This is a genomic window from Thaumasiovibrio clandestinus (genome assembly GCF_047250365.1).
Lineage (GTDB): Bacteria > Pseudomonadota > Gammaproteobacteria > Enterobacterales > Vibrionaceae > Thaumasiovibrio.
Genome location: NZ_JBLBVL010000015.1, coordinates 31,735 through 44,841 on the forward strand (window position 1 = coordinate 31,735; position 13,107 = coordinate 44,841).

11 protein-coding genes and 1 pseudogene are annotated in these 13,107 nt (G+C 43.6%); 3 read left to right on the plus strand and 9 right to left on the minus strand.

From position 1 onward, the window contains the following. Positions 1-60 precede the first annotated feature (60 nt). The 8 genes from ureA to ACKLNH_RS16270 all read right to left on the minus strand — a co-directional run bounded on the left by ureA (position 61) and on the right by ACKLNH_RS16270 (position 8,633). Positions 61-363: an urease subunit gamma gene (gene ureA, locus ACKLNH_RS16235; protein ID WP_413113303.1), complete on the minus strand. Its 303-nt coding sequence runs from the start codon at positions 361-363 to the stop codon at positions 61-63. Between the two features lie 46 nt (positions 364-409). Beyond that, positions 410-1,318, minus strand: a complete 909-nt coding sequence (locus ACKLNH_RS16240; RefSeq protein ID WP_413113304.1) for an urease accessory protein UreD — start codon at positions 1,316-1,318, stop codon at positions 410-412. Continuing rightward, positions 1,315-2,010: an urea ABC transporter ATP-binding subunit UrtE gene (urtE, locus tag ACKLNH_RS16245; protein ID WP_413113305.1), complete on the minus strand. Its 696-nt coding sequence runs from the start codon at positions 2,008-2,010 to the stop codon at positions 1,315-1,317. The genes ACKLNH_RS16240 and urtE overlap by 4 nt, the downstream gene beginning before the upstream one ends. Before the next feature lies 1 nt (position 2,011). Beyond that, positions 2,012-2,863: an urea ABC transporter ATP-binding protein UrtD gene (gene urtD, locus ACKLNH_RS16250; RefSeq protein ID WP_413113306.1), complete on the minus strand. Its 852-nt coding sequence runs from the start codon at positions 2,861-2,863 to the stop codon at positions 2,012-2,014. After that, positions 2,860-4,020, minus strand: a complete 1,161-nt coding sequence (gene urtC / locus ACKLNH_RS16255) for an urea ABC transporter permease subunit UrtC (protein WP_413113307.1) — start codon at positions 4,018-4,020, stop codon at positions 2,860-2,862. The genes urtD and urtC overlap by 4 nt, the downstream gene beginning before the upstream one ends. 10 nt (positions 4,021-4,030) lie before the next feature. Then, on the minus strand, positions 4,031-5,659 hold the full coding sequence (gene urtB / locus ACKLNH_RS16260; RefSeq protein ID WP_413113308.1) for an urea ABC transporter permease subunit UrtB: 1,629 nt from the start codon (positions 5,657-5,659) through the stop codon (positions 4,031-4,033). Between the two features lie 144 nt (positions 5,660-5,803). Next, the gene (urtA, locus tag ACKLNH_RS16265) at positions 5,804-7,087 is read right to left on the minus strand and encodes an urea ABC transporter substrate-binding protein (RefSeq protein ID WP_413113309.1); all 1,284 of its coding nucleotides are present in this window, start codon (positions 7,085-7,087) and stop codon (positions 5,804-5,806) included. A gap of 466 nt (positions 7,088-7,553) precedes the next feature. Then, complete coding sequence (locus ACKLNH_RS16270) at positions 7,554-8,633, minus strand: endonuclease/exonuclease/phosphatase family protein (RefSeq protein ID WP_413113310.1); 1,080 nt, start codon at positions 8,631-8,633, stop codon at positions 7,554-7,556. A 228-nt stretch (positions 8,634-8,861) separates the two neighbouring features. Here ACKLNH_RS16270 and ACKLNH_RS16275 point away from each other — a divergent pair. From ACKLNH_RS16275 to ACKLNH_RS16285, 3 genes and pseudogenes are all read left to right on the plus strand, one after another. Beyond that, positions 8,862-9,945 (plus strand): annotated as a pseudogene (locus ACKLNH_RS16275) (MFS transporter). Positions 9,946-10,129: 184 nt separating this feature from the next. Next, positions 10,130-12,100 (plus strand): bifunctional metallophosphatase/5'-nucleotidase, encoded by a 1,971-nt coding sequence (locus ACKLNH_RS16280; protein WP_413113311.1) that lies wholly within the window; start codon positions 10,130-10,132, stop codon positions 12,098-12,100. A gap of 142 nt (positions 12,101-12,242) precedes the next feature. Beyond that, the gene (locus ACKLNH_RS16285; RefSeq protein ID WP_413113312.1) at positions 12,243-12,470 is read left to right on the plus strand and encodes a glutaredoxin family protein; all 228 of its coding nucleotides are present in this window, start codon (positions 12,243-12,245) and stop codon (positions 12,468-12,470) included. Between the two features lie 90 nt (positions 12,471-12,560). Here the strand turns inward: ACKLNH_RS16285 and ACKLNH_RS16290 are convergent, their stop codons facing one another. Beyond that, positions 12,561-13,034, minus strand: coding sequence for a hypothetical protein (locus ACKLNH_RS16290; protein WP_413113313.1), 474 nt, complete (start codon positions 13,032-13,034; stop codon positions 12,561-12,563). Between the last annotated feature and the right edge of the window lie 73 nt (positions 13,035-13,107).

Sequence of the window (13,107 nt, forward strand, 5' to 3'; positions counted from 1 at the left end):
TCTCTCCTTAGACGTTTTCTAGACTCTGTTCTTAAACGACTAACGCTCTTTTATCCCGTTCTAAACGATAGGTTCATGAACGGTAACCAATTTTGTTCCATCAGGGAAAGTCGCTTCCACTTGCACATCAGGAATCATTGACGGAATACCTTCCATCACATCGTCTGCAGATAGTAGCGTGCGTCCAAAGTCCATGAGTTCGGCGACGGTTTTTCCCTCGCGCGCGCCTTCTAAAATCGCGCAACTGATATAAGCAATAGACTCAGGGTAATTGAGCTTTAAACCTTTATCTTTTCGTTGTCCGGCAAGCATCCCTGCGCAAAATATCAATAATTTATCTTTCTCTCTTGGTGATAATTCCATTTTTCAGCCCATAATAACGTTGATAGTATGAATCTAAATTTGGTCACTATGTGGCCCAAATTCGCGGAGCGTCTACGTGATCCTTCCCCAAATATTGGCGGGATAGTTGCCAAATTTGACTAAAAGCCTGCAGAATATCCTCACTCCAGTCGCCTAACGCTCTGACAACCATCAAACCTTCTATTTGAGTCACCCCAATCAACAACGGTAACTTATCTGAATGAGACCGTTTGGCTGTCGTTATTGACATCAGCAATTCTTGCACCAACTTTAAAAGCTCATCATCTTGCGCAGTGAAATAGAAAGTCCCCATCATGGACCTTCCAAGTAAGCCATTGTTTATAAACAACTTATCTTCACCGTGAAAGTTAACGCCTTCAGTAACAACTCGTTGCCCATCGATGTAAATCTCTGTTTTACCGACTAAATGCCCATGCACAAAGCCCTCATTTTGTGCAGGAAGACCAAAACAGTGCATCTCCCAGCCCCAAAATAATGCATCAGAATCTAGATAGATCTGTGTGTTTAATTGCGAGTAAGCATCGGGAAAAAAGATATTTTCTTGAGGTAACCAGGCGAGGCTCGCTCCTTTTTTTATGTACAGTGTTTGCGTCTGTTTTGCATAGCGATTCTCTGAGCGATAAAACTTCGTTGCACCAGGTGTTGTGAGCAGAACATCCGAGTCTTCCCCGGCAGAAACCGTGATAGCTAAACTGTCTCCTCCTACCACTCCACCCGGGGGGTGTAGGATATAAACATGGCAACTTTGACCATCAGGATAAAGAGGGCGTTGTATTGCTAATGGGCCAGATTGGGAACGAGACTTTAATACCGTTTTATCACCTCGTTGTGTAAAACCTAGATTCAAGCTCGCTTTCCAACCATGTTGAATATCTTGCGCGATTCCATCAGCAACGGGCGTTACCGCCCCCTTTTTCATGTTCACTGGCATCATACGGTAAGGTACTCTCGGATTAGATTATCATCTAGTTCATCCATCTCACCCGAAGCAACTTGACGGCCTCGATCTAAGATACAAAAGCGATCACCCACTTTACGAGCAAAAGGTAACTTCTGCTCAACCAGTAAAACAGTTAGTCCGAATTTTTCATTTAACATACGGATAATGTCACCGATCTCTTGCACTATATTGGGTTGAATCCCTTCTGTTGGTTCATCAAGAATAAGCAATGTCGGATCAACAACCAATGCTCGTCCTATCGCTAACTGCTGTTGCTGTCCACCGGATAAATCGCCACCGCGACGATTTAACATATCTTTTAGCACTGGGAAGATTTCAAAAATGAATTCAGGGATCTGTCGATCCCCCTTTTTCCTAATCGGCAGACCAACCTCTAGGTTCTCTTTAACGGTTAAAAGTGGAAATATCTGCCGCCCTTGGGGAACGTAACCAATACCATGACGGGGACGATCTTCTGCATCCTGATGCAATATCGACTCACCATTAAGCGTAATATCACCACTTTCCACCTCAACTAACCCCATAATTGACTGCAATAGTGTTGTTTTACCAACCCCATTTCGTCCCATTAGCACAGTACACTTCCCCTTGGGGATATCCATATCAAGATCCCAGAGGGTATGGCTCTCACCGTAGTATTGGTTAACGGATTTGATCTCCAACATATTATTCTCCAAGATAAACTTGTTTAACTTCAGGATCAGCCTGCACCTGGTCCATAGAGCCTTCAGCCAATACATGACCTTGGTGCAATACCGTCACGTGGCTAGCAATAGAGCGTACGAAGTCCATATCATGCTCAACAACCACAACCGAGTGTTTTCCTGCTAATGAGTTAAGTAGCTCAGAGGTGCGATCCATCTCTTGGTGCGTCATACCTGCCACCGGTTCATCAACCAGTAATAGACGGGGCTTTTGCATCAACAACATGCCGATTTCCAGCCACTGCTTTTGACCATGAGATAAATTTCCAGCAAGGTTTACGGCTTCATCTTGTAAGTTAGTAAGCGATAAAATCGACTCCAAATTGTCTTTTTGCTCACCCGACATTCTCGCCGTAAATGTTCCCCATACCGAGCGGACACCAGACATCGCTAACTCAAGATTTTGCCAAACGGTTAAGCACTCAATTACTGTTGGTTTTTGAAATTTTCTTCCAATACCCGCATTAGCGACCTCTGCTTCATTCATTTTCAATAAATTGATATTGGAACCTAACCAAACACTGCCTGTGTCTGGTTTAGTTTTACCGGTCACAATATCCATCATGGTGGTTTTCCCTGCACCATTTGGCCCGATAATGCAGCGTAGTTCACCTTCTCGAATATAAAGATTGAGGTCGTTAATCGCTTTAAATCCATCGAAGCTTTTATTGACACCTTCAATATAAAGAAGAATGTCGTGACGCGTATCGATCGCTGGGTGCTCATCAGGAACTAAAAACGGGAAAACTTGATTTCTTTGCGTCAACGACTTAACGTTATCAGTGAAACGATGCGCATTATTTAATACGGTCATACGGTTACCTCTTGCGTCTCTTTCTCTTCAACCAGGGCTTCTTTTGGCGAGTGCTGTCTAATACGGGCGTACTGCTGGCGAACGAAGCCAATCACCCCCTGTGGTAAGTACATGGTAGAGAGTACGAATAAGCCACCTAATGCGAATAGCCAAACTTCAGGGAATTCAACGGTAAACCAACTCTTCGCATAGTTGATGATCAGAGCACCGACAATCGCACCAAATAACGTTGCGCGGCCTCCTAACGCAACCCAAACAACAATTTCGATAGATACCAATGGAGCAAACTCACCTGGGTTAATAATGCCCACTTGCGGTACATATAATGCCCCTGCGATACCAGCAATGACGGCGGATAAAACAAAAACCCAAAGTTTAATCCCATCGACGTTATATCCCATGAAACGGGTGCGTGACTCAGTATCTCTAATCGCTAACGCAACACGTCCTAAACGGCTTGTCACCACCATACGGCATACAATATAGCTTCCTATCAGCGCGATACCTGTTGTAATGAATAGCGCCACTTTCATTGCATCATTTTGTAAACTAAAGCCAACGATATCTTTAAAATCCGTCAAGCCATTGTTACCGCCAAAGCCCATCTCATTTCGGAAAAAGGCCAGCATCAATGCATAGGTTAACGCTTGAGTAATAATAGAGAGATAAACACCGGAAACTCGCGAACGGAAGGCTAGATAACCAAACACAAAAGCTAAGACTCCGGGAGCAACCACCGCCATTAAACAGGCAAACCAGAATTGATCAAACCCATGCCAAAACCAAGGTAACTCGCTCCAATTTAAAAACACCATAAAGTCCGGCAAGATCGGGTCAGCATAGACCCCTCTTGTACCAATTTGACGCATTAAGTACATTCCCATGGCATAACCGCCAATGGCAAAGAACGCACCATGTCCAAGACTCAAAAGGCCTAAATAACCCCAAACCAAATCGAGAGCCAAAGCAAGCATGGCGTAACACAAATACTTACCCATTAATGAGATGGTAAACGTCTCGACATGCAAAAAATGACCGCTCGGTAAAAGCGCATTCGCAAGAGGAATGAGAATAACTGCCGCAAGAACGGCAAAGATAGTTATCTGACCACCTCTATCGCCTTTCAAAGCAGAAAGCACAAACGATTTTGTCTGCATATTGTTTTCCTTAACCTTCAGCAGCTCGACCACGTTGTGGGAAAAGTCCACGCGGTCGTTTTTGAATAAATAGAATGATAAATACCAGAACTAAAATCTTGGCAAGCACAGCGCCCGCCCATGGCTCTAAGAATTTATTAAATAAGCCTAAACTCATCCCTGCGACAAAAGTTCCCCATAAATTGCCGACACCACCAAACACCACCACCATAAAGGAGTCAATGATGTACGCTTGTCCCATATTAGGGCCTACGTTGGTTAACTGAGAAAGCGCGACACCGGCAATACCAGCAACACCAGAGCCAAGCCCAAACGTCATCGCATCAACACGCTCTGAACGGATTCCCATCGCCCTTGCCATTGATCTATTTTGAGAAACAGCGCGCACTTGAAGTCCTATTGGAGTCTTACTCAACACCATTAAGAGACCAATAAAGACCAATACGCAGAAAAGGAGAATATATAAGCGGCTATACGTTAGAGACAACATTGGGTTGATTTCCAGCGCTCCAGATAACCAACTGGGTGTACTGACTGAACGGTTTAAAGGGCTAAAAATTGATCGAACCGCTTGTTGTAAAATAAGGCTAATACCAAACGTTGCCAGTAACGTTTCCAATGGTCGACCATAGAGGTGACGAATAACGCTACGCTCAATAGCAACACCTACCAATCCTGCAACAACAAATGCCATCGGTATTGAGAGTAAAAGAGAAAGACCGATATGGTTTGGCATCAACTGTTGCATAACATACGTCGTATAAGCGCCAATCATAATGAGCTCCCCATGAGCCATATTGATAACGCCCATCACCCCAAACGTGATGGCTAGACCAATGCCCGCCAAGACTAAAACAGAGCCGAGGCTTAATCCAAAAAAGAGGGTTTCAATACTTGAATAGAAGGTTTGACTCTGCTGATAACTATCTAGTGAGCGTTCTGCTGCAGCAATAATCGCAGGGTCTTTCTCATTGGAAAGAAGGTTATTTAGAGTTTTCAATACTGTCGATTGCTTATACTCACCGAGAGCTTGGACGGCAGTAATACGCGCTTGAGAAGATGCATCGGTATCTAGCGCAACACCAGCAGCAAGGGTTAACTCAATGAGAGCATAAATGTCACTCTCTTTTTCAACTTCTTTCTGAGCTTCCAAAGCAGTCAGCAACTCAGGATCGCTTGTCCCTAACAGCGTTTGAATGGCGTCATATCGCGTAGCCTTATCCTTACTTGTTATACCTAGGGTTGCAATCTCGTTACGAATAACTCGACGTAGATTGTTATTCACACGTACTTTTTTAAACGACTTAATATTATTGATTAGAAGCGTTTCACCACTCCATGCCGATAGTGCTTCCTTATCTGTTTTATTATTTTCAATAACAAAAAGTTCGCTGTGCTGCTTACTCGAATTATCACTCAAATAATAGAGCGAACCATTAAGCCATGCTGATAAAAGCGGCTCGACTCTCTCACTCTCAGAGTCATGTACCAACCAGTCAATAGCTTCTAATTTTAACGGTGTTTTTTTACCGAGTAACGCGTCGGTAAAACTAGATTCATTATTGATACTTGCCCAGGCAAAATTGATACAGGCGCAGAATAAAGCAACTGCGCTCAACATTTTAAAAATGACCTTCATAACTAGCGTCCTTATACGCCCGAAACAAATTCTTCTCTAATTGGAAGATCGCTTTGATTGTTCAGGTACTTATAAATAGGTCGCTGCAATAGAAAAACTCTGACCTCTAATGCAGCAAACCTGTTGCAGAAAACAGATGGCTAACTATTTAGCGCCAGCACACTTGTTGGTTTCTACGTTAAACGCACCACATGAAAATGGTTTAGACCAGCTTGAGAAAATTTTTGCAGATTCAGGAAGGAAATCTGACCACGCATCACCAGCAACTAACCCCGTTGTTTCCCATACGGTTTCAAACTGACCATCGTCTTGAATCTCACCAATTAACACTGGTTTTGTAATATGGTGGTTAGCAAGCATTGTTGAATAACCACCAGTCAAGTTAGGAACAGATACGCCAATCAGTGCATCTTGCACGGCTTCAGCTTCTGTTGTGCCTGCATTGGTTACCGCTTGCGCCCACATATTAAAACCGATGTAATGCGCTTCCATTGGATCGTTTGTCACACGATCTTCGTTTTTGATGAACGCATGCCATTTTTCGACAAACTCGGCATTTTCATCGGTATCAACACTCATGAAGTAGTTCCATGCCGCAAGGTGGCCAACCAATGGCTCGGTGTCCATGCCTGACAGCTCTTCCTCACCAACAGAGAACGCAATCACAGGAATATCTTCCGACGACATGCCCTGCGCGCCAAGCTCTTTATAAAATGGGACGTTAGCATCACCATTGATGGTTGAAACAACAGCAGTTGCTTTACCTTCTGAACCAAAGCGCTTAATGTCAGAAACAATAGATTGCCAATCAGAATGACCAAAAGGGGTGTAATTAATCATGATGTCTTCTTCTGCAACACCATGGGATGCTAAATATGACTCTAAAATTTTGTTCGTCGTACGTGGATAAACGTAGTCAGTACCAGCAAGTACCCAACGCTCAATCTCTAGCTCCTCCATCAAATAGTCAATCGCAGGAATCGCTTGTTGGTTAGGCGCAGCCCCCGTATAGAATACATTCTTCGACGACTCTTCACCTTCATATTGCACTGGGTAGAAGAGAATACTGTTTAGCTCTTCCACAACAGGTAACATTGATTTTCTTGAAACCGATGTCCAACCACCAAAAAGAACATCGACATTCTCTTTTTCAATCAACTCACGTGTTTTTTCCGCAAATAAAGGCCAGTTTGATGCAGGGTCAACAACCACTGCCTCTAGCTTCTTGCCAAGTAACCCTCCCTTTTTATTTTGCTCTTCAACTAACATCTGCACGGTATCTTTCAGTGTTGTTTCACTAATCGCCATCGTCCCTGATAGTGAATGAACCACACCGACTTTTATCGTATCTTGCGCTGCAACCATTCCTGAGGTGAATGCAAGAGATGCACACAGTGCCGTTAGTTTGAGGTTGAACTTCATGTTCATGGTCTTACTCCTATATATTGAATGTTTATTCAACAGACTTAATTACAAGAATAGTGCCAAGAAGTACCGACAAAGATAAAACGACTTAAATGATTGATTTATATCGACATACTGTGCATTGCTTTTTTATGTTGATTATATTGCTCGCATGTAAATATGCATGAATTTGGTGCGCTGCCCCTGTGAGTGACCCAAAATAGGTAGCACTGCAACACGAATTGCACCAATTTTATCCTCTATGCACAATTTTAGCGTTGCTTCAAAAATTAATACGATTGAATAATCTTGATGAATTGATCCCAACAAACCGCTAGAAGCACCACCCTTGTTCAGCTGCTAACTGTAGTTGGTCAGGCCAACGCCAACCTCACTGTTTATTCAACGTACGGTGAAAAAGGGTTACTGTGCCATGATGGATAACACACTCACGGAAAAGCCAAATTATTCCTCTACCCTAAAACAGGACTTACCTACCAACTTCGCGTGCATTGTGCCTATATTCATCTGAAATTCGCGGTTGCTCAATCGTTATTTTGACAATCGCATGATCAGTACTTGCACTATCTAATGCAAAGATAGGATTAATCAAGTGGCGGTCATAACACGAATATTGAGTGACCGTTGCAATACCTAATGGGCTTGCATGATCAAAAGCGGCATTGACTAAAATATAATCCAATACACTGCCTTTATTTGCATAGTAGTGTGTTGGTGGACGGACACATTGAGTATTTACATTAAGCTGGCGATAAAGATCCCAACTGTCGGTAAGTATGTCCGTTGAGTTAATACCACGAAACGTACTGCAATCTAAAGGCTCATTAAAATCACCTAATACCACCATTGGATGAAACGGTTGAGTCAACGTGTTTGTATGCTCCACTTGACGATGCGCAATAAAATCCACCACGCAATTAGCTTCAGATCCTCGCTGAATAACAGATGCCCACTCCCCAAGGCGGACCTGATGTGCAAGTAGATCTTTTCCTGCAAACTTTTCAGCCGGCTCCTTCTGCATAACTGAATTATGAGCGTTATTGTCAGTCAGTGGCGCAGCACGACGGGACTTAAAGTGAACAACAACAAAGGTAATCATGCCGAAATCGGGATGCATAACCTCTGCAACCACTGGTGTCCGACTAAAAGAAAAATCGGCCGCTAGTCCCATTTGGGCAATTAACTCAGCAGAGACCATTAATGGTTTTACCGATATGATTGGCAATCGACTCGCAATACCAACGACTGGACTGTCATAGATATAGCCATGCTGACAGCGAGGAGTATCAACAGCGACTAGCGTGTACCCATATGGTGCTAAACGTTCCGCAAGTGCATCAATACTAAATATTTCTTGAAATCCAATAACATCGGGTAGGCTATCTTCAACATAGGCGTCTACCCATGCGCACTTTTTCTGCCACTCCTCAGCAGAAAGGATATTATACAACTCATAAGCGGCATTTGGTGGTTCAATAAAATTAAGTAAATTCCATGTAGCAACCGATAATGTGGCACATTTTGAATCAGCAACGTTACTCTGCAACATACGGCTTCCCTACTATATCAAGGCTCTTATGACTATATCAGATAGTTCGCCTCTTTAAGCGCTCAATCACTCACCACTAGAGGCAACGCAAAGAAGGGGGACTATTCACGCTTGCTTACATAGTTATCTGTTGAAGGAACATATTCTTTTGAGTTGTCTGCCATCGACCATTAGAATACAGCGCTATTATGGCATTTCTGCCAAATATCTTTCGCTAAGGTTCCATCAATGCCCAAAACGTTCCGTAAACGCCCCATTCTTTTAGCTTGTCTCATTATTAGTATCGGTCAATTAAGTATGGGGTTGATTTTCCCTTCTCTACCTGGGATTGCGGGAGATTTTAACGTTAGCTTAGATGAGGCTCAGCTTCTCGTTGCGATTTGCGGGCTAGTGCTTGTTATTCTTTCTCGTGATAGTTTATACGGCATGGTCGCGGGACGTTTTATTCAAGGTTTGGGGACTGGCTGTTGTGCGGTGCTTGCCCGAGCATCAACACGAGACAGTTATTCCGGCGATCAGCTTCCTACCGCTCTCTCTTATGTCGCAATGGCCGCCTCTATCACCCCACTTTGTGCGCCAGTCATAGGCGAACTGATTAACCACCACTTTGGCTGGGCAATGGTGTTTGTCACATTATTAATGTTATCTCGTCGTCGCGTGGTTTGCTATCTCTGTGCTATTTAAAGAGACAATGACAACCCGCACCAAAGTGCCAAACGTAAGTAATATCCACCGACAATATCTCTCTTTGTTGAAGTCACGCTACTTTGTTAGCTTCGCAAGCATTAGTTGGCTCAACTTTAGCTTGGTGGTCACCATGATATCCATTATGCCATTTATTATGCAAAATCAAATTGGCATGAGTTCTGATGAGTACGCACTCTGGGCTGTTATTCCGGCTTTAGGCATGCTAACTGGGACAACGCTAACAAACCGATTTCGCCCAGTTATTGGCATCCGAAAAATGCTGCTCTGTACCCCTTTCCTGCACCTATGCGCTGCACTCTGGTTCATCATGGCACCAATGACACCATTAGCAATGATGGTTGGTCAATTCATGATGGTGATTGGTAACGGTATTGCATTACCCTGCTCTCAAGCAATGGTGATGCAACCCTTCAAGCGACAAGCCAGTGCAGCAGCCGCCCTCGCCGGTGGTGGACAGATGATCATCTCCTCTTTAGTGAGCATGGGATTGGTACAGATAGGCATTAATTTACCTTGGCATTTAGGTGTGGTTATTGGCGTTTTCGCTATCATCACATTAAGTAACATTATTCGTGGCTTCAACGCACCTAAACCTGCGGTATAGCACTATTTAACAAGAGCAACATCAGGCAAGTAAAGGGCTATAACAGCACGACAAACAGACCCAGCTCACATTAATAAAATTCGTTACATTATCGTGCAATGATTTTTTTGACCTATCTCGGAAATGCGTGGTAAAACGTTTGCCATCTTCCTTCTTACGCATAGCAAAAGGTTTAGCGTTCAATATGAAATATGCATTACTTTGCGCGTCGATTGTTGCAGCAATGACGGCTAACGCCTCGACAGATAACAATTTCAATCTGACCATCGCACACATTAATGATACTCACTCTAACTTTGATCCACTTCCAAGCGATTTTAGTAATCAATCATTGCTTGATGGACAAACCGTTTTCAACACCATGGGTGGTCACCCTCGTATTTTGAATGCCTATAATGAAATTGAGGCCAACGCTAAACAGAATAACGACAGCCTACTATTCTTACACGGTGGTGATGCGTGGCAAGGTACGGGTTATTTCAAACTGAACGAAGGTAAAATGAATGCTGATATCCTCAGCAAAATGAACCTAGACGCCATGGCGCTTGGTAACCACGAGTTTGACCTAGACAATGCTAAACTTGCTGATTTCATCAACAATGTTAGCTTCCCTGTATTGGGCGCCAACATGGATACCAGCAACGATGCCGACCTAAACGGCCTAGATAACCTTCATCCATATGCTGTATTTGCGTTTGACGGGCATAACAAAACACGCATTGAAGACGTTAATAACCTACCAAAAGATCAACAATTGGTGGCTGTTATTGGTCTTGTCTTAGAAGACATGCCAACCACATCACCAAATGTTGGCGATGTTACTTTCCAAAGTGAAATCGAGACCGCGCAAGCATTAGTGAATACTTTAAAAGAAAAAGGTATTCCAAACATCATTGCCCTAACCCACCTAGGATTGGCGCGAGATATTCGCATTGCAGAAAACGTTAACGGTATTGATGTTATTGTTGGTGGTCACTCACACTCACTATTGGGTGATTTTGCGAACCTAAGCCACGGCACTAACGAAGCATATGCGCAATTAATCCGCAATCCAAATGGAAAGCAAACCTGTATTATTCAGGCTGGCCAATATGCACAAGCAATTGGCCAAGCAACCGTTGCTTTCACCCCTGAGGGTGACTTAGCCGAATGTAATGGTGGCAATACACTGCTATCGTCTGAAACTTTCCACGACCATGCTCAACGCCTAGATGCCAATCTTCTGGGTAAAAAAGAGACCAAGCAGGTTCATCGCTTTATCGATGAGCAGCCAAACATCCAAATCGTTGCGGAAGACAAAACACTACGTAGCCATATCGACAGCACCTATAAGCCTGCACTAGAACAAGCCTACGGTGATGTTATTGCGCACGTACCAGCAACACTAAACCATGAGCGTCGACCTGGTGACAATGGCACCGATGTACACGGCTCACGCGTAGCACCAATCATTGCTGAAGGGCAAGCTTATTGGGCTAACCTGCCAGAAGTCATCGCTGCGACAGACATGTCTGTTGATTTTGCTTTGGTTGGCGCTGGTGGTGTTCGTACCAATATCGAAGAAGGGGCATACTACGAAGGTAATGTGTCGATGGAGCTACTGCCATTTAGTAACTACCTCAGTGTTGTTACTCTACCTGGTAGCACCATCAAACAGCTGATTAACGAAACAGTGACGCTATCACTAGACAACAGTGCACACTTCGGTAAATTCCCATACCCTGGCAATATGCGCTTTGCTTTTAACGAAATTGAATCAGAAAAAGCGGGTGAAATCACTAACATTGAACTTCGCTCTGGCGCAGAAGCATGGGTAACACTGCAAGATGATGTCGATTACAACGTAGTAATGACCAACTATAATGCCAATGGTAATGATGACTGGCACGCGATTTATGAAGCTCAAGCAGAGCACGCAAAACGTGTTGATCTGGTTATCGAAAATGGCGTAGTCACTGGCTACCCAGTTGAGCGTGTTAAGTTTGACGGCAGCCGTTACACCGCTATCTACAAAGATGGCAACGCACCTCAATGTGATATTGAAACGACGCTATGTAACACCGATGCACTATCTGTTATTAAGTACATTCGTAACAACCCACAACGTTTAGAGCGACAAGACAGCGATGCTGTGACGCTAAACCGCCTAAACTAATCGGTTTATACTAATCTGATACGACACAAGAGAGGCAAACATTCCGATGTTTGTCTCTTTTTATCGCATAAGCCTTTACCAGCAGGCGATGTACACATTAGGCTAAAATTTAAATCCATAACCAGCAAATAAGGAACACAATTTGAAAAGAGTCGTTTTGTACGTTAAAAACAGATGCCCGCATTGTAAAGATGCACAGCGTTATCTTGATACGAAAGGCATCAAATATCGACTAGCGGATGCTGCTGAGCCTAGAGGAAGAAAGGAACTCGAAGCGATGGGGGCGAGATCTGTGCCTGTATTGAAAATAGGAGAACGTGTTCTAATCGGCTGGAACCCTAAAAACTTCGAACGCATATATAATGAGTAGGCCAAAACACCCGCTTGGCCTATCGCATTAATCATACGGCATGAACCAGTCTAGACACGTTGATCTCTATGTTATTGCTCTAACTTAAAATTAAAATGAGTAGCGTACGCCCACAGCGGCATCAATACCTAGCTTAACTCGATTATCTAAATTAATTCCCGGCGATATTTGTCCATAGCCATTCCATCCTGGTGCAAAGTTCAAATTTAATCCCAACGGCAATCTAACCCCAAAATCGTCCTTCCAGCCAATAAATGCGCCGCCACCAACATACCAATTCAGTGGCATGCCTTCCACATTGTCGACATGGCCCTGACGAAACAGGTAGTCGGCAGTGAAACCGTCATTACCAACAAACAGATTTAAGTTGCTGTTTATCTGCGCGGTAACCCCTAATCCATAATCATATGCGAAACCAGCTTTAACACTAGCATGGCTCATTGGCACAAGTAAGCCACCTAATAAAAATGCGCACGCCACTCTCTTCGTTTGTTTCAATGTATTCTTCATCATTTCATCTAATTTCATTGTTTGTAATTGGACATAGCGAACCAATGCCAGCATCGCTATCCGTTATGCGATTAAAGTACCCAAACTGTGTCAGATAATTGTCATATCGATGCCAATTATGCTTGAT